We start from the raw sequence: 22,652 nt of genomic DNA on the forward strand, positions 1-22,652 counted from the left end.
GCTGGGGTGCGCCGCTAGGACGTGGCGCGGTCGGAGCGCAATCCGTCGAGCACGATGTCGATGTAGCGCCGCCAGTCGCCGCTGCGCCGGTGCACGATCGAGGTGAGACCGCAGGTCAGCGCGAGGATGTCGGCGCCCGCGATATCGGTGCGGATGGAGCCGGCCGCCTGGCCCTTGCCGACCAGGTCCACCAGCTCGTCCTCCAGGTCGGCCCGCATGGTGCTGGGCGGCCCCTCGGAGCCGAGCGTCCCGCCGACGACGCTGGCGAAGCCGCGGTCCCGGGCCTCCACCTCGCCGACCCGGGTGAGCAGCATCTGGAGTGCTTCCAGCGGCTCGGCCGACTCCCGGCAGACCGTGCGGTAGTACGTGAGGATCTCGCCGAAGCGCTGCTGGGAGGCCGCGACGACCATGGCTTCCTTGGTGGGGAAGTGGCGGTAGAGCGTCCCCACGCCGACCTCGGCGCGGCGGGCCACCTCGTCCATGGACACGTTGGCGCCGCGTTCCGCGAAGAGCTCCCTGGCCGCGTTCAGCACCCGGGCCCGGTTGCGCTCCGCGTCGGCCCGGAGCCGGCGGGGACCGTTCTCGGTGACTGGCGTTGACGTAGGCATACGGAACCTCCCTCCGTTTGACTCTACTATGCCCTGCCGTTACCTACTGAACCAGCCCTGACTTCGCGCCAGTTGGGGTATGCGGTTCGCAGTTGCCCAGTCGGTTACGCGGTGCGGCCCGGGGTGTTGACAATGGCCTGGTCGTACAGTGAAACGGAAGGACGAACACGATGTCGTTGCCCCTGGGGCGTACGAGTGCGCCGGAGGTGTCGGCGTCGGTGGAGGCATTCCTGACCCAGACGCCGCACATCGGCGTGCTGACCACCATCCGGCCCGACGGGTCCCCGCATGTGGCGCCGGTGCGGTTCACCTGGGACGCGGAGGCGGGTCTCGCCCGGGTGATGACGGTGTCCTCGTCCCGCAAGGCGCGCAATCTGATCGCCGCGCCCGGCAGCCGGGTCGCCATATGCCAGGTGGCCGGGTTCGCCTGGGTCACCCTCGAAGGCTCCGCCGTGGTGGCCGACGACCCGGTGCGGGTCACCGAGGGAGCGCGCCGCTACACCCGCCGCTACCGCTCCGGGCCGCCCAACCCGCCCGGCCGGGTGGTCGTGGAGATCTCGGTCGACCGGGTCATGAGCCTCAACGTCTGAACCGGGTTCCGCACCGAGTTCCGCGCAAAGGCGGAACAAGGGCGGAACAACGGCAGAGCGCGGTGGTACGGGGAGCGTCCTCCCCGTACCACCGCGCTCTTTTCGTGCTGTCCCGGCGGTCGCCCGCGTCAGCCCTTGCGGGGCGCGGTGCCGGTCACCCAGATCATGCGCAGGGACAGCAGGCTGAGCCGCCAGCCCTCCGGGGTGCGGCGGGCCTCGGCGGTCACCAGGCTTCCGTTGGCGAATATCGGATCGCGGTCGGCGTCCTCCGGATGGTCGGACGGGTGGTGCACATGGGTGGAGACGATGTTGCACCGCAAAGAGGCCCGGTCGCCGTCGATTTCCACGACGGCGGGCGAACCGATGTGCTGCGTGCGCGCGAAGGCCGCGAGCGCCGTGCTGTGGTACTCGGCGAGTCCGGCGATCCCCTCGTGCCGGCTCATCGGGAACTCGACGACCGCGTCCTCGGTGAACAGCCCCCGGGCCCAGGCGTCGTCGAGCTTGTCGTCGTCCAGATTGATCAGGTAACGGTCCAGAAGTCCCGCGACATCGGCGGTGGATTGGCTTGAGGTCATGGTTGAGGATGCTCCGGAACAAGCCGCTGACCAAGACTCCTTGTAGCAGACCTGACGTACTTGTCAGAGGTCTGTACTAGCGGCTATTTACGCCCGCTGGACCCCTCGGGATACTGGTGAAACGCCAGTCGGAAGAGGGTAGATGGATAACTTTGACGCGGACGTAATTATCGCGGGAGCCGGCCCCACTGGACTCATGCTCGCAGGCGAACTGCGCCTGAACGGCGTGTCCGTGATTGTCGTCGATCGCCTTGCCGAGCCGATACAGCAGTCGCGTGCGCTGGGATTTTCGGCCCGTACCATCGAGGAATTCGGCCAGCGCGGACTGCTGTCCCGTTTCGGTGAAGTCGACGTCATTCCGGTCGGTCATTTCGGCGGAGTGTCCATCGATTACCGTCTGGTCGAGGGCGGTTCGTACGGAGCGCGCGGCATTCCCCAGTCGCGCACCGAGGGCGTGCTGGCGGGCTGGGCCGGACAGCTCGGCGCCGAGGTGCGGCGCGGGGTCGAGGTCACGGGCCTGGACAACGGCGCCGACGGCGTGAGCGTGGAGGTCAGCACCGCCGAGGGGCCCGCCACGCTGCGCGGCCGCTACCTGGTGGGCGCGGACGGCGCCCGCAGTGCGGTGCGCAAGCTCGCGGGCATCGACTTCCCGGGCACCGACCCGGCCATCGAGCTCCGGTTCGCCGACATCAGCGGGGTGCCGTTGCGCCCGCGCTTCAGCGGCGAGCGGGTGCCCGGCGGCATGGTCATGGTGCTGCCGCTCGGCCCGGAGCGCTGCCGGATCGTCTACTTCGACCGCAGCGAGCCGTTGCGCAAGAGCCCGGACCCGATCACCTTCGACGAGGTGGCCGAGGCGTTCAAGCGGCTGTCCGGCGAGGACATCAGCGGCGCCACCGTGCACTGGGTCTCCACCACCACCGATGTGAGCCGGCAGGCCGCCGAGTACCGCAGGGGCCGGGTCTTCCTGGCCGGCGACGCCGCCCACATCCATCTGCCCATCGGCGCCCAGGGAATGAGCGCCGGCGTGCAGGACGCGGTCAACCTCGGCTGGAAGCTCGCCCTGGAGATCAAGGGCCAGGCTCCCGAGGGCCTGCTCGACACGTACCACTCCGAGCGGCACCCGGTCGGCGCGCGGGTCCTCACCAACACGCTCGCCCAGCGGATCCTCTACCTCGGCGGCGACGAGATCACCCCGCTGCTCGATGTGTTCACCGAGCTCACCGGGTTCGAGGACGTCCAGAAGACGCTGATCGGCATGGTCACCGGCCTGGACATCCGCCATGACGTGGGCGAGGGCGAGCATCCGCTCCTCGGCCGCCGTCTCAAGGACGAGGAGCTGGTGGTCGACGGCAAGAAGACCACCAACTTCGAACTCCTCGCGGCCGGCAAGGCCGTTCTGTTCAACCTTACCGATGACCCCCACCTGCGGGAGCTCGCCGCGGGCTGGGCCGACCGTGTCACCACGGTCACCGCCGAGCAGCACGACTGCGACAACGGTCTGGACGCCTTCCTGGTCCGTCCCGACGGCTATGTCGCCTGGGTCGCCCCTTCCGCGTCGCGCACGGAGGGGCTCGCCGAAGCACTCAACCGATGGTTCGGCCGGCCCAACTGAGCCGGGCCTGACTCCCTTTCACATCCGTAGACCCGAAGGAAGCGAAGAACATGCCCAAGATTTCCTCTGATGACAAGCACCTGACCGTCCTCAACCTGTTCTCCACGGACGCCCCGGAGAAGCAGGAGGGTCTGCTCGGCGCGATGCGCGAGATCGTCGACGCGGCCGCCTACCCGGGCTGGATGTCGTCCACCGTGCACGCCGGCGTGGACAAGCCGGGCACGGCCAACTTCATCCAGTGGCGCAGCCGCGCGGACCTTGAGGACCGCTACGACGGCGAGGAGTTCAAGCACCGCACGCTCCCCCTCTTCGGCGAGCTGACCACCTCGATCCGGCTGCTCCAGAACGAGGTCGCGTACTCGCAGACCAAGTCGGGCGACAGCGTCGAGATCTCCCCGGCCCGCACCGACTTCACCGTCATCGCGGTCTTCGGTGTCGAGGAGAAGAACCAGGACGACCTGGTCGACGCGCTCGGCCCGTCGATGAAGTTCCTCAGCGACGTTCCCGGCTACGTCTCGCACACCGTCCTGAAGGGCATCGCGGCCCGCGGCCTTGAGGGCTCCTTCGTGGTCTCCTACTCGCAGTGGGAGAGCCAGGAGGCCTTCGTCGCCTACCAGGCCGTCGCGCAGGCCGACAAGCCCGCCGCCCGCCAGGACGCGGAGAAGCGCACCGGCTCGCTCCTGACGTCGGTGGACTCCAACACCTACCGCGTGGTCCACACCCGCGCGGCCGGCGAGTAACGAGACGGAGCGTTCCGCTCCAGCACGACACGTACGCACGGACGCCCGACTCCCCTCGCGGAGCCGGGCGTTCCGGCGTTTTGGGGCCCGGTCGCGCCCCTTTCCGCCGCCAAGACGGTCCGGTTCGCAACCTGACGGCACCTGACGCCGACGTGACAATTCCGCGCCGACTCGCTGCTCTTCGCTGCGAGTTCTCTGACATGGCTGCGGGACATTTGCGGAACCTGACCGAACCGGACGTAGACCTGAACCGGGGCGCCTTGAAAGGACATGCCCGCTCAGCGGACCCTTGAATGCATGATCCGGGGCGTGGTTCGCCACCGCTGATCCTCTCGCTCAACTCCCGCTCATGGCCCTCGCATTCGGGCGCGTCCGACGTCGTACGCGCAAGAGGCGGAGCCAGTGCCGGATCAACCGCAACCGCTGAGGAGCGAATACGTATGCACAGCACGCTCATCGTCGCCCGCATGGAACCCGGTTCGAGCACCGACGTCGCCAAGCTCTTCGCCGAGTTCGACGCGACGGAGATGCCGCACCGGATGGGAACGCTGCGCCGCCAGCTGTTCTCCTACCGGGGCCTCTACTTCCACCTGCAGGACTTCGACGCGGACAACGGCGGTGAGCTGATCGAGGCCGCGAAGAACGACCCGCGGTTCATCGGGATCAGCAACGACCTGAAGCCGTTCATCCAGGCGTACGACCCGGCCACCTGGCGCTCGCCCGCCGACGCCATGGCCACGCGCTTCTACAACTGGGAGGGGCGCGCGTGACAACGCCTCGCAGGGTGGTCATCACCGGGATGGAGGTCCTCGCCCCCGGTGGCATCGGCACCAAGAACTTCTGGAGCCTCCTCAGCGAGGGCCGCACGGCGACCCGGGGGATCACGTTCTTCGACCCCACGCCGTTCCGCTCGCGGGTGGCCGCCGAGATCGACTTCGACCCGTACGAGCACGGTCTGAGCCCGCAGGAGGTCCGCCGCATGGACCGGGCCGGCCAGTTCGCGGTCGTCGCCTCGCGCGGCGCGGTCGCCGACAGCGGTCTGGAGCTCGCCGGCCTCGACCCGTACCGGGTCGGTGTCACGGTCGGCAGCGCGGTCGGCGCCACCATGGGCCTGGACGAGGAGTACCGGGTCGTCAGCGACGGCGGCCGGCTCGACCTCGTGGACCACCAGTACGCGGCCCCGCACCTCTACAACCACCTGGTGCCGAGCTCGTTCGCGGCCGAGGTGGCCTGGGCGGTCGGCGCCGAGGGCCCCAGCACCGTGGTCTCCACGGGCTGCACCTCCGGCATCGACTCGGTCGGCTACGCCGTCGAGCTGATCCGCGAGGGCTCCGCCGACGTCATGATCGCCGGATCCTCGGACGCGCCGATCTCGCCGATCACCATGGCGTGCTTCGACGCGATCAAGGCCACGACGAACCGTTACGACGAGCCCGAGACGGCCTCGCGGCCGTTCGACAACTCGCGCAACGGCTTCGTCCTGGGCGAGGGCACCGCGTTCTTCGTCCTGGAGGAGCTGGAGAGCGCCGTCAAGCGAGGCGCCCACATCTACGCGGAGATCGCCGGCTACGCCACGCGCTCCAACGCGTACCACATGACCGGACTGCGCCCCGACGGCGCGGAGATGGCCGAGGCGATCCGCGTGGCGCTGGACGAGGCGCGGATGAACGGCGACGAGATCGACTACATCAACGCCCACGGCTCCGGCACCAAGCAGAACGACCGCCACGAGACGGCGGCGGTCAAGCGGATCCTCGGTGACCACGCCTACCGGACGCCGATGAGCTCCATCAAGTCGATGGTGGGGCACTCGCTCGGCGCGATCGGCTCCATCGAGATCGCCGCGTCCGCGCTCGCCATGGAGTACAACGTCGTACCGCCCACGGCCAACCTGCACACGCCCGACCCCGAGTGCGACCTGGACTACGTCCCGTTGACCGCCCGCGACCGCAAGACCGACGCGGTCCTCTCGGTCGGCAGCGGCTTCGGTGGATTCCAGAGTGCCGTGGTGCTCGCCCGTCCCGAGAGGAAGCTCGCATGACGTCGTCCGTGGTGGTCACCGGCCTGGGGGTGGCGTCCCCCAACGGACTCGGCATCCAGGACTACTGGGCGGCGACCGTCGGTGGCAAGAGCGGCATCGGCCGTATCACCCGCTTCGACCCGTCGTCCTACCCGGCCAAGCTGGCCGGCGAGGTCCCGGGCTTCGTCGCGGAGGACCTGCTGCCCAGCCGCCTGCTCCCGCAGACCGACCGGGTCACCCGGCTGGCGCTCGTCGCCGCCGACTGGGCGCTCGCCGACGCGGGCATCACCCCCTCCGAACTCGGCGAGTTCGACATGGGCGTGGTGACCGCGAGCGCGGCCGGCGGCTTCGAGTTCGGCCAGGGCGAGCTCCAGGCGCTGTGGTCCAAGGGCAGCCAGTACGTCTCGGCGTACCAGTCCTTCGCCTGGTTCTACGCGGTCAACAGCGGCCAGATCTCCATCCGCAACGGGATGAAGGGCCCCAGCGGCGTGGTCGTCAGCGACCAGGCCGGCGGGCTCGACGCGGTGGCGCAGGCCCGGCGGCAGATCCGCAAGGGCACCAGCGTGATCGTGTCCGGCGCCATCGACGCCTCGGTCTGCCCGTGGGGCTGGGTGGCGCAGCTGGCCAGCGACCGGCTCTCCACCAGCGACGAGCCGACCCGCGCCTATCTGCCGTTCGACCGCGACGCCTCGGGCTATGTGGCGGGCGAGGGCGGCGCGATCCTGATCATGGAGGACGCCGAGTCGGCCCGCGCCCGTGGCGCCCGTGTCTACGGCGAGATCTCCGGCTACGGCTCGACCATCGACCCGAAGGCCGGCTCCGGCCGCCCGCCGGGGCTGCGCAAGGCCATCGAACTCGCCCTGGCGGACGCGGGGGTCGCCCCGGGTGAGGTGGACGTGGTCTTCGCCGACGCGGCCGCCGACCCCGAGCTCGACCGGCAGGAGGCCGAGGCCATCAACGCCGTGTTCGGCACCCGCGGCGTGCCGGTCACCGCTCCCAAGACGATGACCGGACGGCTCTACTCGGGCGCCGCCCCGCTGGACCTGGCCGCCGCCTTCCTCGCCATGAAGGACGGTCTGATCCCGCCGACCGTGCACATCGATCCGGCCGCCGAGTACGACCTGGATCTGGTCACCGGCGAGCCGCGCACCGCCGAGGTGCGCACCGCGCTGGTCGTGGCCCGCGGCTACGGCGGGTTCAACTCCGCGGTGGTCGTGCGCGCCGCGTAGCGCTCCGCGGGAGTGCGTTGTTCGACTGCAGGCCGTCTGTGGCTGGTCGCGCAGTTCCCCGCGCCCCTTCGGGGCGCGGTACTTACCTAGGAAAGGGAAATCCCATGGCCACCACGTTCACCCTCGACGACCTCAAGCGCATCCTCCTTGAGGCAGCCGGCGCCGACGAGGGCGTCGACCTGGACGGCGACATTCTGGACACCGAGTTCGAGGTCCTGGGATACGAGTCGCTCGCCCTGCTGGAGACCGGCGGCCGCATCGAGCGCGAGTACGGCATCTCGCTGGACGACGACGCGCTGACCGACGCGGTCACCCCGCGCGCCCTCATCGAGGTCGTCAACGCCCAGCTGTCCGCCGCGTCCGCCGCCTGAGCCGCTCGAACAAGGAAGAGGAATCATGACCGAGAACACCGCACGGGTCGCGCTGGTCACGGGTGCCACGAGCGGCATCGGGCTCTCCGTCGCCCGGCTGCTCGGCTCGCAGGGCCACAAGGTCTTCATCGGCGCGCGCAACGCTGACAACGTCGCCGAGACGGTCAAGCAGCTCCAGGGCGAGGGCCTGGAGGCCGACGGCTCGGCGCTCGACGTCACCGACGCCGCCAGCGTCAAGGCCTTCGTCCAGGCGGCCGTCGACCGCTTCGGCACCGTCGACGTGCTGGTGAACAACGCCGGCCGCTCCGGTGGCGGCGTCACCGCCGACATCGAGGACGAGCTGTGGGACGCCGTCATCGACACCAACCTGAACAGCGTCTTCCGGGTCACCCGTGAGGTCCTGAACACCGGTGGCATGCGCCACAAGGACCGCGGCCGGATCATCAACATCGCCTCCACCGCGGGCAAGCAGGGCGTGGTGCTCGGCGCCCCGTACTCGGCCTCCAAGCACGGTGTGGTCGGCTTCACCAAGGCCCTGGGCAACGAGCTCGCGCCCACCGGCATCACGGTCAACGCCGTCTGCCCCGGCTACGTCGAGACGCCGATGGCGCAGCGCGTGCGCCAGGGCTACGCGGCCGCGTACTCCACCTCCGAGGACGCGATCCTGGAGAAGTTCCAGTCCAAGATCCCGCTCGGCCGCTACTCCACCCCGGACGAGGTCGCCGGTCTGGTCGGCTACCTCGCCTCGGACACGGCCGCGTCCATCACCGCGCAGGCGCTCAACGTCTGCGGCGGCCTCGGCAACTTCTAGCCCACGTACCCGAAGGAGCAGCGGATATGACGACCCGCGAGGTCGAGCACGAGATCACCATCGAGGCCCCCGCCGCCGCCGTGTACCGGCTGCTGGCGGAGGTCACCAACTGGCCGCGGATCTTCCCGCCGACGATCTACGTCGACCAGGTGGGCGAGCACGACAACCACGAGCGCATCCGGATCTGGGCCACCGCCAACGGCGAGGCCAAGAACTGGACCTCGCACCGTGAGCTCGACCCCGAGGCGCTGCGGATCACCTTCCGCCAGGAGGTCACCACGCCGCCGGTCGCCGCGATGGGCGGCACCTGGATCATCGAGACCCTGGGCGAGACCACCTCGCGGGTCCGGCTGCTCCACGACTACCGGGCGATCGACGACGACCCCGAGGGGCTGGCCTGGATCGACGAGGCGGTCGACAAGAACAGCCGCTCGGAGCTGGCCGCGCTGAAGCAGAACGTCGAACTGGCCCACGCGACCGAGGAGGTGACGTTCTCGTTCACCGACACCGTCATCGTCCAGGGCTCGCCCAAGGACCTGTACGACTTCATCAACGAGGCGAACCTGTGGTCCGAGCGGCTGCCGCACGTGGCCGTCGTCCGGCTCACCGAGGACACCCCGGGGCTGCAGACCCTGGAGATGGACACCCGCGCCAAGGACGGCTCGGTGCACACCACCAAGTCGTACCGGGTGACCTTCCCGCACCACAAGATCGCGTACAAGCAGGTCACGCTGCCCGCGCTGATGACCCTGCACACCGGGATCTGGACGTTCGAGGAGACGCCCGAGGGCACGGCCGCCTCCTCGCAGCACACCGTCACGCTCAACACGGACAACATCGCGAAGATCCTCGGCCCCGAGGCCACCGTCGCGGACGCCCGTGAGTACGTGCACACCGCGCTGTCCACCAACAGCACGGCGACGCTCAACCACGCCAAGACGTACGCCGAGTCGAAGGGCTGAGCCACAGATGACCCCGGACCGCCTGGACACACAGGTCATCGTCGTCGGCGCCGGCCCCGTCGGGCTTCTGCTCGCCGGTGAGCTGCGTCTTGGCGGCGCCGACGTGGTCGTACTGGAACAACGGGCCACGCCCACCACGGAGTCGAGGGCCTCCACGCTGCACGCCCGCACCATGGAGCTCCTTGACAGCCGCGGCCTGCTCGACCTGTTCGGGACGCCGCCGAACGAGCCGCGCGGCCACTTCGGCGGCATCCCGATGGACCTCACGCTGCCCAGCCCCTTCCCGGGGCAGTGGAAGATGCCCCAGACCCGGACCGAGGCGCTGCTCCAGGAGTGGGCGCTGTCGCTGGGCGCGGACATCCGGCGCGGCCACGAGCTGGTCGCCGTGTCCGACGAGGGCGACTTCGTCGAGGCCCGGGCGGCCGGGCCGGAGGGCACGGTCGTGGTGCGCGGGCGGTTCCTCGTCGGGTGCGACGGCGAGGAGTCGGCCGTGCGCCGCCTGACGGGCGCCGAGTTCCCGGGCAACGACGCCGGCCGCGAGCTGCTGCGCGCGGACGTGGCCGGTGTCACCATCCCGGGCCGCCGCTTCGAGCGGCTGCCCGCCGGGCTCGCCATCGCGGCGACCCGCGACGGGGTGACCCGGGTGATGGTGCACGAGTTCGGCTCCCGGGCCGAACCCCGCACCGGCGACCCGGAGTTCGGCGAGATCGCGGCGGTCTGGAAGCGCGTCACCGGCGAGGACATCAGCGGCGGAACCCCGCTGTGGGCGAACTCGTTCGGCGACGCCAACCGCCAGCTCACGCACTACCGCGACGGCCGGATCCTGTTCGCCGGCGACGCGGCCCACCGGCAGATGCCGATCGGCGGCCAGGCCCTCAACCTGGGCCTCCAGGACGCCTTCAACCTGGGCTGGAAGCTGGCTCTGCACCTCGGCGAGTCGGCCCCCGAGGGCCTGCTCGACACGTACCACAGCGAGCGGCACGAGGTCGGCCGGCGGGTGCTTTCCAACATCAGGGCACAGGCCATGCTGCTGCTCGGCGGCCAGGAGGTCGAGCCGCTGCGCGCGGTGCTGACCGAGCTCCTGCCGTACGACGACGTCCGGGCGCACCTCGCCGGGATGATCAGCGGCCTCGACATCCGTTACGACGTGGGCGGCCCCGAGCACCCGCTGCTCGGCGCACGGCTGCCGGACGCCGGTCTCACCACCGGCGAAGGCCCGCTGAGCACCGCCCAGTTGCTGCGCACCGCACGCGGTGTGCTCCTCGACCTGTCCGGTGGCAGTGCGGTGCTGTCGGACGCCGCCGGCTGGGCGGACCGGGTCACCGCTCTGCCCGCCGTGCCGGAGAAGGGCGGCGCCCTCGACTCGGTGGGCGCCGTCCTGGTCCGGCCCGACGGCCATGTGGCCTGGGCCGGCGCCCCGGACACCGACGGCGCCGGGCTGCGGGAGGCCCTGGAGCGCTGGTTCGGCCCCTCGCACTGAGCTCCCGTACCGCGAGAAACCCCCCACCCCCGCGCACGACCGTACGACTCCACCTCACAGCACGACAGGGCACGTCCAGGAAAGGGAACACTATGGAGGGGACAGCCGTGGACACCGATGTGATCATCGTCGGCGCGGGTCCGACCGGCCTCATGCTCGCCGGGGAACTGCGCCTCGGCGGGGCGGACGTCGTCGTCGTCGAACGGCTGACGAAGCCCACCGGCCAGTCCCGGGGCCTGGGCTTCACCGCCCGCGCCATGGAGATCTTCGACCAGCGCGGGCTGCTGCCCCGGTTCGGCCAGGGCGAGACGCTGGAGATCAGCCCGCTCGGTCACTTCGGCGGTGTGCAGTTCGACTACACCGTCCTGGAGGGCGCCCACTTCGGGGCGCGCGGCATTCCCCAGAACATCACCGAGACGGTCCTTGAGGAGTGGGCGACCGAGCTCGGCGTGGACATCCGGCGCGGCTGGGACTTCCTGGAGATAGCCGACGGCTACCTGGACGGCGACAGCGTCGAGATCAAGGTGCAGACGCCCAACTCGGTACGGAAGCTGCGCGCTTCCTACCTCGTGGGCGCCGACGGCGGCCGCAGCGTGGTGCGCGAGGCGGCCGGGTTCGACTTCCCGGGCACCTCGGCCACCCGGGCGATGTTCCTGGCCGATGTGACCGGCTGCAACCTCAAGCCGCGCTTCCTCGGTGAGCGGCTGAACAACGGCATGGTGATGGCGGCCCCGCTCGCCGAGGGCGTCGACCGCATCATCGTCTGCCCGGACGGCACGCCCGCGCGCGCCAGCGGCGACACGGTCAGCTTCGAGGAGGTCGCCGCCGCCTGGCAGTCGATCACCGGCGAGGACATCTCGCACGGCGGCGCCGAGTGGGTCAGCTTCTTCAGCGACGCCACCCGCCAGGCCTCCGAGTACCGGCGCGGCCGGGTCCTGCTGGTCGGCGACGCCGCCCACATCCACCTCCCGGCCGGCGGCCAGGGCCTGAGCACCGGCGTCCAGGACGCGGCCAACCTCGGCTGGAAGCTGGCCGCGGCGGTCGCCGGGACCGCGCCCGAGGGGCTGCTCGACACGTACCACGGCGAGCGCCACCCCGTGGGTGCCCGGCTGCTGATGAACACCCGCGCCCAGGGCATGGTGTTCCTCGGCGGACCCGAGGCCGAGCCGCTGCGCCAGCTCTTCGGCGAGCTCATCCAGTACGACGACGTGAAGCGCCATCTCGCCGGGATCGTCAGTGGTCTGGACATCCGGTACGAGCTGGGTGACGCGCACCCGCTGGTGGGGCGCCGGATTCCGCCTCGGCGGCTGGTGGGGGCGGCGGGGGAGACCAGCACCGTCGCGCTGCTGCACGCGGCGCGGGGTGTGCTGCTCGACTTCGCCGACGACGCGGCGGTGCGGGACGCGGCCGCCGGGTGGTCGGGGCGCGTCGACGTCGTCACGGCGGCGCCGAAGCCGGTCGACGGCGGTACCGATCCGCTCGCGGGTGCGGCTGCCGTGCTCGTACGGCCCGATGGATATGTGGCGTGGGCCGCGGACACGGCCGAAGGCCTTGCTCCGGCTCTTGAGCGCTGGTTCGGTCCGGCCGGGGTGTGACGCCCACTCACTCGGTCCCGAAGGCGGTTTCGCGTCTGCGAGCCGTCCCGGGTTGCTCGCGCCCACGCGGCGAAGCCGCACATGTCACAGCCCCGCGCCCCTTCGGGCGCGGGGCAGGCGGCCCACTCAACAGTCAACGCAAACGGGGGCATTGATGGAAAGCACGCTCGCACCGGGCGCGGTCTCCCAGGGCGTTCGCAGGATCACCCTGGACGCCGGGGGAGTCACGCTGTCCGCGCTGCTGTGCGAGCCGGAAGGGACCCCCCGCGCCACCGTCGTCGCCGTGCACGGCGGCGGGATGAGCGCCGGGTACTTCGACGGTCAGGCGCACCCCGAGCTGTCCCTGCTCACCCTCGGCGCCCGGCTCGGCTACACCGTGCTCGCGGTGGACCGGCCCGGCTACGGCCGTTCCGCCGCCCAGCTGCCGGACGGGCTCACCGTCGCCGAGCAGACCGAGGTGCTGCGGGCCGGGATCGACGACTTCACCTCCAAGTACCCGACGGGCGCGGGGGTGTTGCTGGTCGCCCACTCCTTCGGCGGCAAGCTCGCCCTGTCGGCCGCCGCGCACTGCACCGGCGACGGCCTGCTCGGCATCGACATCTCCGGCTGCGGCCACCGCTACGCCGTCACCCCGGGCGTGCTGCGCAAGGGCCTCAAGCACATCGCCCGGCACTGGGGCCCGCTGCGGCTCTACCCGCCGGACACCTTCCGCAGCAGCGGCTCCCTGGTGGCGCCGATGCCGGAGCGCGAGGCGAGTGAACTCAAGCGCTGGCCCGAGCTGTTCGCGGCCCTCGCGCCGCGCGTGCGGATCCCGGTCCGGCTCACCTTCGCCGAGCACGAGGGCTGGTGGCTGCACGGCGAGCAGGACCTCGCCGACCTCGCCGCCCAGCTGACCGCCTCGCCCCGTATCGTCGTCGACCGCCAGCCGGACGCCGGTCACAACATCAGCCTCGGCTGGGCGGCCCGCTCCTACCACCTGCGCACCCTCGCGTTCCTGGAGGACTGCATCACGCGGGCGGGACGCGATGGGTGATCCGAGCCTATGACCAGCACTCTGGCAACCCCTTTCCGTTCCCTGTCCGTACGGAACTTCCGGCTGTTCGCGGCCGGGCAGGTGGTCTCCGTCGCGGGCACCTGGATGATGGTCGTGGCCCAGGACTGGATCGTCCTGAGCCTGGCCGACAACTCCGGTACGGCGCTGGGCGTGGTGACCGCGCTGCAGTTCACCCCGCTGCTGCTGCTCACCCTGTACGGCGGGCGCCTCGCCGACCGCTACGACAAGCGCTTCCTGCTGACCTGTGCCAATCTCGCGTCCGGCGCGCTGGCTCTGGTGCTCGCGCTGCTCGCGTTCGCGGACGCGGTGCAGCTGTGGCACATCTGGCTGTGCGCGTTCGGCCTCGGGATGGTGAACGCCGTCGAGGTGCCGACCCGGATGGCGTTCGTCAGCGAGCTGGTCGGCCCCGAACTGCTGCCCAACGCCTCCGCATTGAGCGCCGCGTACTTCAACACCGCCCGGGTCGTCGGCCCGGCGCTGGCCGGGCTGCTCATCACCGGCTTCGGCACCGGCTGGGTCATGCTGTTCAACTCCGTCAGCTATCTGGCCACGGTGGCCGGGCTGCGGATGATGCGGCCGGACGAACTGCTGCGCGGCGCACGGCAGGACACCCGTCCCCGGGTGATCGACGGGCTGCGGTACATCCGCAGCCGGCCCGATCTGAAGCTGCCGCTCGCCCTGATCGGGGTGATCTCGCTCGTCGGGCTCAACTTCCAGCTGACGCTGCCGCTGTATGCCAAAACGGTTTTCCACGCCGACGCGGCCTCGTTCGGGCTGCTGACCACCGGCTTCGCGGCGGGCTCCCTGGTCGCCGCGTTCATCACCACGGCGCGCCGCGGCCGCCCCTCCAGCCGTCTGGTGGTCGCCTCGGCGATCGCGTTCGCGGCCTTGGAGACGGTGGCGGGCTGGGCGCCCAACTTCGTCTCGGCGATCGTGCTGCTCTCGCTCACCGGCGGGGCGACCATCTACTTCGTCCAGGCGGCCAACCACCGCGTCCAGCTCGGCAGCGACCCGCAGTACCGGGGCCGGGTGATGGCGCTCTACACGCTCATCGTCCAGGGCTCCACCCCGCTGGGATCGCTCCTCATCGGCTGGCTCGCCGAACACCTGGGCGCCCGCTCGGGGTTCTACGTGGGCGGCCTGGTCTCGCTGGCGGCCGCCCTGACGGCGCTGGCCTTCGACCGGCGTACGGGACAGGAGGCGTCCGACGACGTGACGACGGCGAAGAAGGCCGCGCCCGAGGGCGAGCCCGAGGCGGTGAGCCGGTGAACGCGACCGTGACACCGGTGAACGCCACCGTGACGCCGCTGAAGGCGCCGCCCGGAGCGGGCCTGCTGCATCTGGTCGTCTTCCGGCCGCCCGTCGAGGACGCGGCGCCGGTGTGCCCGCTGATGCAGGCCCTGGACGAGCTGGAGGCGGCCCGCGCGGCCACCTTCGTCCACGACAGGGACCGCCGCCAGTACGTGGCGGCGCACGCCACCCTGCGGCGCGTGCTCGCCGAGTACACCGGGCACGAGCCCAGCCGGGTGCCGCTCGGCCGGGCCGAAGGGCCCTACGGGAAGCCGCAGTTGATCGGTTCGCCGGTCCCGCTGCACTTCAACCTCTCGCACAGCCACGGCCTGATCGCCATCGGGGTCGCGGCGGACCCGGTGGGCGTCGACGTCCAGCGCGTCCCGTCGCCCGAGGCGGTCGAGGTGGTCCTGCCCAGGCTGCATCCGCGCGAGCGCGAGGAACTGCGCGCTCTGCCCGCATCGGAGCGCCCGGAGGCGTTCGCGCGGCTGTGGACCCGCAAGGAGGCCTACCTCAAGGGCCTGGGCACCGGCCTCACCCGCTCGCCCGCGGCGGACTATCTGGGCGAGACGGCCGCGGCCCGCCCGGCCGGCTGGACGGTGCGCAACGTGCCGGTACAGCCGGGCTACGCGGCCGCGGCCGCGCTCCGCCACCACCCGACCTGATCGAGAAGGCAGTCGATTCCGCTCCAGGATTCCGCAACCACACAGGGGGAAAACGAACCATGCCGACCACGCCGACCACACAGTCCTCCGCCGAGGTCTCCGACCGGCTGGACGAACTCAGCGAACGCAAGGAACAGGCCGTACGCGGTCCCAGCGACAAGGCGACCGAGGCGCAGCACGCCAAGGGCAAGCTGACCGCACGCGAGCGGATCGAACTCCTCCTGGACAAGGGCAGCTTCACCGAGGTCGAGCAGCTGCGGCGGCACCGCGCCACCGGGTTCGGCCTGGAGGCCAAGAAGCCGTACACGGACGGTGTCATCACCGGCTGGGGCACGGTCGAGGGCCGTACGGTCTTCGTCTACGCCCATGACTTCCGGATCTTCGGCGGCGCGCTCGGCGAGGCCCACGCCGCCAAGATCCACAAGATCATGGACATGGCGCTGGCGGCGGGCGCGCCGCTGGTCTCGCTGAACGACGGCGCGGGCGCCCGGATCCAGGAGGGCGTCAGCGCGCTCGCGGGCTACGGCGGCATCTTCCAGCGCAACACGCGGGCCTCGGGTGTCATCCCGCAGATCTCCGTGATGCTCGGCCCGTGCGCGGGCGGCGCGGCGTACTCGCCCGCGCTGACCGACTTCGTGTTCATGGTCCGCGAGACCTCGCAGATGTTCATCACCGGCCCGGACGTCGTCCAGGCCGTGACGGGCGAGGAGATCAGCCAGAACGGACTCGGCGGCGCCGATGTGCACGCCGGGACCTCGGGCGTGGCGCACTTCGCGTACGACGACGAGGAGAGCTGCCTCGCCGAGGTGCGCTATCTGCTCTCCCTGCTGCCGTCCAACAACCGGGAGATGCCGCCGCTGGCGCAGACCTCGGACCCGGTGGACCGCGAGGGCACCGCCCTGCTCGATCTGGTGCCGGCCGACGGCAACCGCTCGTACGACGTGCGCGGGGTGATCGAGGAGCTCGTCGACGACGGCGAGTACATGGAGATCCACGCCAACTGGGCGCCCAACCTGGTGGTGGCCCTGGCCCGGCTGGACGGCCATGTCGTCGGCGTCGTCGCCAACCAGCCGTCCGCCATGGCCGGTGTCCTGGACATCAAGGCGAGCGAGAAGGGCGCCCGGTTCGTCCAGTTCTGCGACTCCTTCAGCATCCCGCTGATCACCCTCGTCGACGTGCCCGGGTTCCTGCCGGGCGTCGACCAGGAGCACGACGGCATCATCCGGCGCGGCGCGAAGCTGCTCTACGCCTACTGCAACGCGACCGTGCCTCGTATCTCGGTGGTGCTGCGCAAGGCGTACGGCGGTGCCTACATCGTGATGGACTCGCGTTCCATCGGAGCCGACCTGTCGTTCGCCTGGCCCACCAACGAGATCGCGGTGATGGGCGCCGAGGGCGCGGCGAACGTGGTGTTCCGGCGGGAGATCGCCGCGGCCGAGGACCCGGACGCGATGCGCAAGCAGAAGATCGACGAGTACAAGAACGAGCTGGTACACCCCTACTTCGCGGCCGAGCGCGGTCTGGTCGACGACGTCATCGACCCGCGCGAGACCCGCTCGGTGCTGTGCCGCTCGGTCACGATGCTCATCGCCAAGGACGCCGAGCTGCCCCGCCGCAAGCACGGCAACCCGCCCCAGTAGACCCGACGACCACAGAGAGGTGCACGACATGAGCGAGATGACCCAGTTCACCGAGCCCGCCGAGCCCGCCGCCGAGTCCGCCGGGATGACCCTGGAGCACTGCCGCGAGCTGTTGCGGGTCGAGCGGGGCAACCCCGATCCGGAGGAACTCGCGGCGCTGGCGGCGCTGTTCTTCGCCCACTTCTCCGCGATCGAGGCGCGGCGGGAGGCCGCCCGTGTCCTGATCCCGCGGCAGCGGCGCTCCGCGAGCTGGCGCCGCACCGAGCGGGCACCCGGCTTCGACGGCCCGCGCACCTGGCGCGCGGGCGGTCCCGCACTCGTTTGACGATGCGTCAATTGCCGTAGGAATACGGCGATTTACCCACCACGACAGTAAGCGCGCACCCCGTGCGGGCCGCCCCGGCAGGGCGGCACCGCCCGGGGTGCGCCCCTGTTCGGGCCCTGCGGGCTTTACTTGACACGCGCTCGGCCGGACGACCATTCTGTGCGGTGAATGGGGGTCTTCGTCATGCAGGTGTTGCCGTACTGCAAGCTACTGCCCGATCACACGGAGCGCCGGGGCGCTCCGGCGGCGCCCGACTGAGGCGCAGGCAGGCGAAATTCAGCCAACGGCCATCATGGCGCCACTTGGACACCCGTTATTTAACACGCCGTCAGCAGACCCGCCGGAATTCTGTATACGGGCAGGCCGATGTGGCGAACGTCATGTCATGACTCTGCCAACATCAGAGCTGCGCCAAGATGGCCGGTTTATGCGAGTCACGGCGAGTTACGCTTGGTTGAATCGTCAGTTGTGCCGGTCTTCCGCTTCCGCATGGCGGGGACTGGTTGACGAGGGCTCCTGATCGTGATCACGTATGGAAACGAGCAGGCAGCCTGTCCGATCCCGCTCAATAACCGACACAGTTTATTTGTTATTTGCTCGAACCTCTTTGAATTCCGTAGCAGCGGTCTGTAGGTTCGTCGGTGAGATCTGGATCGGATCTCATATTGGACTCACTCAGATGGGGGAGGGACATGACTCGCGGGGGAGGCATGACTCAGAGTTCGTCAGAGGCAGTGCTGGAGCCTCATATACCTGTCCAGCGTGGTCCCGGTGGACCACACCTGATCGAAGAGGGCGTGTCGGAAGCGGTGCGCAGGGTGGCCGGCCTCTCGCGGGGCCGGCGGATCCTCGTGGTCGACAGCGACGTCGACGGCGCGGAGTCCCTGGTGTGCCGGCTGCGCAGGCACGGCCACGAGGCCATCGGCGTGAAGAGCGGTAGCACCGCGCTGCAGGCGTACGAGGACGTGGACCTTGTCCTCCTCGACCTCGAACTCCCGGACCTGGACGGGCTGGAGGTGTGCCGGGCCATCCGCTCCGTGAGCGGCATCCCTGTGATCATCGTCACTGCCCGGGGCTCCGAGCTCGACTGTGTGCTCGGCCTACAGGCCGGTGCAGACGACTATGTGGTCAAGCCCTATGGCTTCCGGGAATTAATGGCACGGATCGAAGCCGTCATGCGTCGCGCCAGGTTCCAACCGCCTGTTGCCAGAGAGATCTTGCACGGGCGGTTGCGCATTGACGTGAGCTCCCGCGAGGTGAGCCTGGACGGCCGCGAGGTGGGGCTGACCCGCAAGGAATTCGATCTGCTCTGCCTGCTCGCGTCCCATCCGGACACGGTCATTCCGCGAAAGCGCCTGCTCCAGCAGGTCTGGGGGGACTCCTGGTCCCGCCGTACTGTCGACACCCATGTCAGCAGCCTTCGGGGAAAACTCGGCGACAGCGGCTGGATCATTACTGTGCGCGGGGTCGGTTTCAAGCTGGGCAACGGGTGAATTTCCGTCTTTCCGCCCGGTGTGCGCAACGGAAAAACAAGTTGAACAACCGTCTTATATCCGAAGAATTCTTTGGTGCCGCAGCCGGTAAATGATTGCCGAGTGTGAGACGGGTTTTCGGGCGGGGTCCCGGGGGTATTGTTTCTCCCCTGGGGTCCCGCCTTCTTTATCAGTAACCGCAGTAAATATCAATTCCGTGCAACATGCCGTCTCGCACACCTTGGCAGGCCCCTGAACAACACACTGAACACAGCGAAAAGGCCCCCGCGGCCGGCCGGGAAGCCGGGCCGCGGGGGCCTTTTCGTGAACTGCCGTCGTCGCCCTACGGGTTGAGCACCCAGGCGGAGTTGTGCTGGGTGAAGCCGATGTGCGGGTAGTACTCCACCGCCGCCGGCGCCGACAGGAGAATGATCTTCGCCTGCGGGGCCTCCTTCTGCGTGGCGTCGATGAGCGCGCGGCCGATGCCCGAGCGCTGGTAGTCGCCGCTCACCGCGATGTCCGAGAGGTACGTCGCGTAGGAGAAGTCGGAGATGCTGCGGGCGATGCCGATGAGCCTGCCCTCCGCGTCCCGCGCCACCACCACGAGGTTGGCGTTGCGGACCATGGCGGCGAACCGCTCCACGTCCTCGATGGGACGGCGCTCGCCGAGCCCGGAGCTGCGGTAGACGTCGAGGACCGCCTCCAGGTCCAGGTCGGCGCCCTCCACCCGCTCAGTCGTCCAGGTCACGAAGCTGCTCCAATCGCTTGAGAATCACACCGTGGTTGACGAGGAAACGCTCCGGGCGGAGCTGGCCGATGTCCATGCCCTCCTGCCGCAGCGTGTCCCCGAAGTGCTCGCCGGTCGCGATGGTGCGGTTGGCGGCGGACTGGACGGCCCGGTAGGCCTTCTCCCGCTCCACCCCGTCGGCCAGCAGATCGGCGAGTACGGCAGAGCTGAACACAAGACCGTCGGTCTGGTCGATCCCCGCCCGCATCCGCTCCGGGAACACCTTGAGGTTACGGACCAGGTCGGCCGCCATCGTGGCCTGGAAGTGCCCCACCGACAGCGCGTCCGGCAGGATCACCCGCTCCACCGACTGGTGGGCCAGATCCCGCTCGTGCCACAGCGCCACGTTCTCCAGGGCCGTGGTCGCGTAACCGCGCAGCAGCCGGGCCAGACCCGTCAGACGCTCGCTGGTGGTCGGGTTGCGCTTGTGGGGCATGGCGCTGGAGCCCTGGTACGCCGAGGTGCGCTGCTCCTCGACCTCGCGGACCTCGGTGCGCTGCAGCAGCCGCAGCTCCAGGGCGATCTGCTCGACGCTCGCGCCGAGCACGGCGACGGCCTGGATCAGCTGGGCGTGCCGGTCGCGGGCGACGACCTGGCTCGGGGCCGGCTCCACCCCCAGGTCCAGCTCCTCGCAGACGTACGCCTCGACGGAGGGGTCGATCAGCGCGTACGTGCCGACCGAGCCGGAGATCGTGCCCACCGCCACGGCCTTGCGCGCCGCGCGCAGCCGGGTGATCGAGCGGTCCACCGCGAACGCGAACTGCGCCAGCTTGTGGCCGAAGGACGTCGGCTCGGCGTGGACGCCGTGGGTGCGGCCGACGATGACCGTCTCCCAGTGCTCCAGGGCCCGTTCGACCAGGACCTTGCGCAGCTCGACCGCGGCCGCGATCACCAGGTCGGTGGCGCGGGCCAGGTTGTAGCCCAGCGAGGTGTCGACGAGGTCGTAGCTGGTCATGCCGAGGTGGACCCAGCGGGCCGACTCGTCCGGGATGTCCTCGCAGTACGCGGCGAGGAACGAGAGCACTTCGTGGTCGCGCTCGCGCTCGATCTCCTGCACCCGCTCGGGCGTCGGGACCTTGGCCCGCCGCATGTCCTCGACCGCGTCCTCGGGCACCCGTCCCAGGCGCGCCTGCGCCTCGGAAGCCAGGATCTCCACCCGGACCCAGGTCGCGTACCGCGCCTGGTCCGAGAAGATGTCCGCCATCGCGGGCAGGGTATAGCGGGGAATCATGTGGGCCAGCACCCCCAGGGTGAGCTTGTCGACAAATGGATCGGACGGACCGCCAGCGGTGCGTGGGCCGTCGTGAGGGGACGGGCCGTCATCAGAAGGCCTCGAAGTATTCGCGCTGCTCCCACTCGGTGACCTGGCCGTCGGCGGGCCGCTCGGCCGCGCGCCAGGCCTCGTAGCGGGACAGCTCGCTCTCCTTCAGCTTGGCCAGGGTGGCGGCCAGCGGCTTGCCGAGCAGTTCGGCGGCCTGACCGGCCCGGAAGGCCTCCAGCGCCTCGCCGAGGTCCTGCGGCAGCGTCTCGTACGACTCCTCGCCGCTCTCCCGCGTGCTCGCGCCGACCTCGGTGGCCATGCCGTCGAACCCGGCGGAGAGCTGGGCGGCGATGTTGAGGTACGGGTTGGCGGTGGGCTCGCCCACCCGGTTCTCGATGTGCGTGCCGGCGCCGCCGCCGACCACCCGGATCATCGCGCTGCGGTCCTCGTAGCTCCAGCCGAGACGGGTCGGCGAGAGCGAGAAGTCGGCGCCCATGCGGCGGTAGCCGTTGACGGTGGGGACCGAGAGCAGGCACAGGTCGCGGGCGCGGGAGAGCAGCCCGTCGATGTACGCCTTGCCCTGGTCCGAGATGCCGCCGCCGTCGGCCGCGAAGAGGTTGCGCCCGTTCGTGCTGTCCATCACCGACTGGTGCAGATGCCAGCCGCACGGGTCGAAGCTGTCGACGCGGGGCAGCGCCATGAAGGAGGCGTGGTAGCCCTGGCGCGCGGCGGTCTGCTTGACCACGGTGCGGAACAGGAGCATCGCGTCGGCGGTGTCCAGCGCGTGCATCGGGTTGAAGGTCGTCTCGATCTGGCCCGGGCCCGACTCGTGCTCGATCGAGCGCAGCGGCAGGCCGAGTTCGAGCAGCTTCATCGCCAGCGGGCTGGTGAAGTGGGCCACCGAGTCGTAGTTGGCGTCCAGGTTGAACTGGTAGCCCGAGTTCATCGCCTCGACCTTGGGGGCCGCGCCCTGGAGGCCGAAGCCGTTGCCCGCGTTCCCGGGCGGACCCGCGAGCTTGCGGGTCAGGTACCACTCGACCTCCAGGCCGAGCACCGGGGTGAGGTCGCGGGCCGCGTACCGGGCGACGACCTGGCGCAGCACGTTCCGCGCGGAGAGCGGGTGCGGGGAGCCGTCGCGCAGATACTCGTCACCGAGCACCCACGCGGTGCGCGGTCCCTCGTGGGGGAGCACCTGGAACGTCAGCGGGTCCGGGACCAGCACGAAGCTGCCCGCGCCCGCGATCTCGTCGACGCCGACGCCCGGGTCGGCGAGGAAGTCCAGGGCGGCCGCGTGGCCGGTGTCGAAGATGAACGGGCCCGAGCTGAAGTCCATGCCGTTGCGCAGGACCGAGCGGAACGCGTCCACGGTCAGCGTCTTGGAGCGGGCCAGCCCGTGCGGGTCGGCGAAGGCGAGGCGGACCAGGTCGATCTCGTCGAGCGAGGCCTCGATCTGCTCGGCCGCAGCGGCCTGTTCGTCGGTCCACAGGCCGAACTCGGTGACGAACGCGGGACGTCCTGTGCCGCCCGCCTCGGAGAAGGGGCTGGACCACGACCGGGAGTACATG

22 protein-coding genes are annotated in these 22,652 nt (G+C 70.2%); 17 read left to right on the top strand and 5 right to left on the bottom strand.

Features of this window, described 5'->3' with window-relative positions:
• Positions 1-14: 14 nt before the first annotated feature.
• Positions 15-608, bottom strand: coding sequence for a TetR/AcrR family transcriptional regulator (locus ACGFRG_RS30575; RefSeq protein WP_361429916.1), 594 nt, complete (start codon positions 606-608; stop codon positions 15-17).
• Positions 609-778: 170 nt separating this feature from the next.
• Here ACGFRG_RS30575 and ACGFRG_RS30580 point away from each other — a divergent pair, with 170 nt between their 5' ends.
• On the top strand, positions 779-1,198 hold the full coding sequence (locus ACGFRG_RS30580) for a pyridoxamine 5'-phosphate oxidase family protein (protein WP_361429918.1): 420 nt from the start codon (positions 779-781) through the stop codon (positions 1,196-1,198).
• Positions 1,199-1,326: 128 nt separating this feature from the next.
• Here ACGFRG_RS30580 and ACGFRG_RS30585 read toward each other — a convergent pair whose 3' ends face one another.
• Positions 1,327-1,773 (bottom strand): nuclear transport factor 2 family protein, encoded by a 447-nt coding sequence (locus ACGFRG_RS30585; protein ID WP_393269132.1) that lies wholly within the window; start codon positions 1,771-1,773, stop codon positions 1,327-1,329.
• Between the two features lie 196 nt (positions 1,774-1,969).
• On the opposite strand from ACGFRG_RS30585, the gene ACGFRG_RS30590 reads away from it, so the two are divergent.
• From ACGFRG_RS30590 to ACGFRG_RS30665, 16 genes are all read left to right on the top strand, one after another.
• Positions 1,970-3,385: an FAD-dependent monooxygenase gene (locus tag ACGFRG_RS30590; protein WP_361429922.1), complete on the top strand. Its 1,416-nt coding sequence runs from the start codon at positions 1,970-1,972 to the stop codon at positions 3,383-3,385.
• Between the two features lie 50 nt (positions 3,386-3,435).
• Positions 3,436-4,125: an antibiotic biosynthesis monooxygenase gene (locus ACGFRG_RS30595; protein ID WP_361429924.1), complete on the top strand. Its 690-nt coding sequence runs from the start codon at positions 3,436-3,438 to the stop codon at positions 4,123-4,125.
• A gap of 440 nt (positions 4,126-4,565) precedes the next feature.
• Positions 4,566-4,895, top strand: a complete 330-nt coding sequence (locus tag ACGFRG_RS30600; protein ID WP_188275490.1) for a TcmI family type II polyketide cyclase — start codon at positions 4,566-4,568, stop codon at positions 4,893-4,895.
• Positions 4,892-6,166: a beta-ketoacyl synthase gene (locus ACGFRG_RS30605; protein WP_361429926.1), complete on the top strand. Its 1,275-nt coding sequence runs from the start codon at positions 4,892-4,894 to the stop codon at positions 6,164-6,166. The genes ACGFRG_RS30600 and ACGFRG_RS30605 overlap by 4 nt, the downstream gene beginning before the upstream one ends.
• Positions 6,163-7,374, top strand: a complete 1,212-nt coding sequence (locus ACGFRG_RS30610) for a ketosynthase chain-length factor (protein WP_393269137.1) — start codon at positions 6,163-6,165, stop codon at positions 7,372-7,374. The genes ACGFRG_RS30605 and ACGFRG_RS30610 overlap by 4 nt, the downstream gene beginning before the upstream one ends.
• A 104-nt stretch (positions 7,375-7,478) precedes the next feature.
• A complete protein-coding gene (locus ACGFRG_RS30615) occupies positions 7,479-7,745 on the top strand; it encodes an acyl carrier protein (RefSeq protein WP_361429930.1) in 267 nt (88 codons plus the stop codon).
• Positions 7,746-7,770: 25 nt separating this feature from the next.
• Positions 7,771-8,556 carry a 3-oxoacyl-ACP reductase FabG gene (gene fabG / locus ACGFRG_RS30620; RefSeq protein WP_361429932.1) on the top strand — a complete coding sequence of 262 codons (786 nt, stop codon included), beginning with the start codon at positions 7,771-7,773 and terminating at the stop codon, positions 8,554-8,556.
• A gap of 26 nt (positions 8,557-8,582) precedes the next feature.
• Entirely contained in the window at positions 8,583-9,518 is a 936-nt protein-coding gene (locus ACGFRG_RS30625; protein ID WP_361429934.1) for an aromatase/cyclase, read from the top strand.
• Between the two features lie 7 nt (positions 9,519-9,525).
• Complete coding sequence (locus ACGFRG_RS30630; protein WP_393269142.1) at positions 9,526-10,998, top strand: FAD-dependent monooxygenase; 1,473 nt, start codon at positions 9,526-9,528, stop codon at positions 10,996-10,998.
• A 92-nt stretch (positions 10,999-11,090) separates the two neighbouring features.
• Positions 11,091-12,593: an FAD-dependent monooxygenase gene (locus tag ACGFRG_RS30635; RefSeq protein WP_361429937.1), complete on the top strand. Its 1,503-nt coding sequence runs from the start codon at positions 11,091-11,093 to the stop codon at positions 12,591-12,593.
• A 154-nt stretch (positions 12,594-12,747) separates the two neighbouring features.
• Positions 12,748-13,626 (top strand): alpha/beta hydrolase, encoded by an 879-nt coding sequence (locus ACGFRG_RS30640; RefSeq protein WP_361429938.1) that lies wholly within the window; start codon positions 12,748-12,750, stop codon positions 13,624-13,626.
• Positions 13,627-13,635: 9 nt separating this feature from the next.
• Positions 13,636-14,916: an MFS transporter gene (locus tag ACGFRG_RS30645; RefSeq protein WP_361429939.1), complete on the top strand. Its 1,281-nt coding sequence runs from the start codon at positions 13,636-13,638 to the stop codon at positions 14,914-14,916.
• A 17-nt stretch (positions 14,917-14,933) separates the two neighbouring features.
• On the top strand, positions 14,934-15,602 hold the full coding sequence (locus ACGFRG_RS30650) for a 4'-phosphopantetheinyl transferase superfamily protein (RefSeq protein ID WP_361429940.1): 669 nt from the start codon (positions 14,934-14,936) through the stop codon (positions 15,600-15,602).
• A 59-nt stretch (positions 15,603-15,661) separates the two neighbouring features.
• A complete protein-coding gene (locus ACGFRG_RS30655) occupies positions 15,662-17,242 on the top strand; it encodes an acyl-CoA carboxylase subunit beta (RefSeq protein WP_393269147.1) in 1,581 nt (526 codons plus the stop codon).
• 28 nt (positions 17,243-17,270) lie between these two features.
• Positions 17,271-17,567 (top strand): acyl-CoA carboxylase epsilon subunit, encoded by a 297-nt coding sequence (locus ACGFRG_RS30660; RefSeq protein WP_393269150.1) that lies wholly within the window; start codon positions 17,271-17,273, stop codon positions 17,565-17,567.
• Between the two features lie 692 nt (positions 17,568-18,259).
• Entirely contained in the window at positions 18,260-19,060 is an 801-nt protein-coding gene (locus ACGFRG_RS30665) for a response regulator transcription factor (protein ID WP_371655131.1), read from the top strand.
• Between the two features lie 322 nt (positions 19,061-19,382).
• Here ACGFRG_RS30665 and ACGFRG_RS30670 read toward each other — a convergent pair whose 3' ends face one another.
• The 3 genes from ACGFRG_RS30670 to ACGFRG_RS30680 form a co-directional block, all read right to left on the bottom strand.
• Positions 19,383-19,787 (bottom strand): GNAT family N-acetyltransferase, encoded by a 405-nt coding sequence (locus ACGFRG_RS30670; protein ID WP_361425979.1) that lies wholly within the window; start codon positions 19,785-19,787, stop codon positions 19,383-19,385.
• Positions 19,771-21,057 (bottom strand): adenylosuccinate lyase, encoded by a 1,287-nt coding sequence (purB, locus tag ACGFRG_RS30675; RefSeq protein WP_361425982.1) that lies wholly within the window; start codon positions 21,055-21,057, stop codon positions 19,771-19,773. Before purB ends, ACGFRG_RS30670 begins: the two co-directional genes overlap by 17 nt.
• A gap of 91 nt (positions 21,058-21,148) precedes the next feature.
• Positions 21,149-22,651, bottom strand: a complete 1,503-nt coding sequence (locus tag ACGFRG_RS30680; protein WP_361425985.1) for a glutamine synthetase family protein — start codon at positions 22,649-22,651, stop codon at positions 21,149-21,151.
• Between the last annotated feature and the right edge of the window lies 1 nt (position 22,652).

Origin of the sequence: Streptomyces sp. NPDC048696, assembly GCF_043198895.1 — a bacterium.
GTDB lineage: Bacteria > Actinomycetota > Actinomycetes > Streptomycetales > Streptomycetaceae > Streptomyces.

Bases quoted from the DNA above. Each gene is read 5' to 3' on its own strand.
- ACGFRG_RS30600 (WP_188275490.1), top strand. From the start codon at position 4,566: ATGCACAGCACGCTCATCGTCGCCCGCATGGAACCCGGTTCGAGCACC.
- ACGFRG_RS30630 (WP_393269142.1), top strand. From the start codon at position 9,526: ATGACCCCGGACCGCCTGGACACACAGGTCATCGTCGTCGGCGCCGGC.
- purB (WP_361425982.1), bottom strand. From the start codon at position 21,057: ATGATTCCCCGCTATACCCTGCCCGCGATGGCGGACATCTTCTCGGAC.
- ACGFRG_RS30595 (WP_361429924.1), top strand. From the start codon at position 3,436: ATGCCCAAGATTTCCTCTGATGACAAGCACCTGACCGTCCTCAACCTG.
- ACGFRG_RS30660 (WP_393269150.1), top strand. From the start codon at position 17,271: ATGAGCGAGATGACCCAGTTCACCGAGCCCGCCGAGCCCGCCGCCGAG.
- ACGFRG_RS30580 (WP_361429918.1), top strand. From the start codon at position 779: ATGTCGTTGCCCCTGGGGCGTACGAGTGCGCCGGAGGTGTCGGCGTCG.
- ACGFRG_RS30625 (WP_361429934.1), top strand. From the start codon at position 8,583: ATGACGACCCGCGAGGTCGAGCACGAGATCACCATCGAGGCCCCCGCC.
- ACGFRG_RS30635 (WP_361429937.1), top strand. From the start codon at position 11,091: ATGGAGGGGACAGCCGTGGACACCGATGTGATCATCGTCGGCGCGGGT.
- ACGFRG_RS30585 (WP_393269132.1), bottom strand. From the start codon at position 1,773: ATGACCTCAAGCCAATCCACCGCCGATGTCGCGGGACTTCTGGACCGT.
- ACGFRG_RS30575 (WP_361429916.1), bottom strand. From the start codon at position 608: ATGCCTACGTCAACGCCAGTCACCGAGAACGGTCCCCGCCGGCTCCGG.
- ACGFRG_RS30615 (WP_361429930.1), top strand. From the start codon at position 7,479: ATGGCCACCACGTTCACCCTCGACGACCTCAAGCGCATCCTCCTTGAG.
- ACGFRG_RS30665 (WP_371655131.1), top strand. From the start codon at position 18,260: ATGACTCGCGGGGGAGGCATGACTCAGAGTTCGTCAGAGGCAGTGCTG.
- ACGFRG_RS30640 (WP_361429938.1), top strand. From the start codon at position 12,748: ATGGAAAGCACGCTCGCACCGGGCGCGGTCTCCCAGGGCGTTCGCAGG.
- ACGFRG_RS30680 (WP_361425985.1), bottom strand. From the start codon at position 22,651: ATGTACTCCCGGTCGTGGTCCAGCCCCTTCTCCGAGGCGGGCGGCACA.
- ACGFRG_RS30655 (WP_393269147.1), top strand. From the start codon at position 15,662: ATGCCGACCACGCCGACCACACAGTCCTCCGCCGAGGTCTCCGACCGG.
- ACGFRG_RS30590 (WP_361429922.1), top strand. From the start codon at position 1,970: ATGCTCGCAGGCGAACTGCGCCTGAACGGCGTGTCCGTGATTGTCGTC.
- ACGFRG_RS30610 (WP_393269137.1), top strand. From the start codon at position 6,163: ATGACGTCGTCCGTGGTGGTCACCGGCCTGGGGGTGGCGTCCCCCAAC.
- ACGFRG_RS30645 (WP_361429939.1), top strand. From the start codon at position 13,636: ATGACCAGCACTCTGGCAACCCCTTTCCGTTCCCTGTCCGTACGGAAC.
- fabG (WP_361429932.1), top strand. From the start codon at position 7,771: ATGACCGAGAACACCGCACGGGTCGCGCTGGTCACGGGTGCCACGAGC.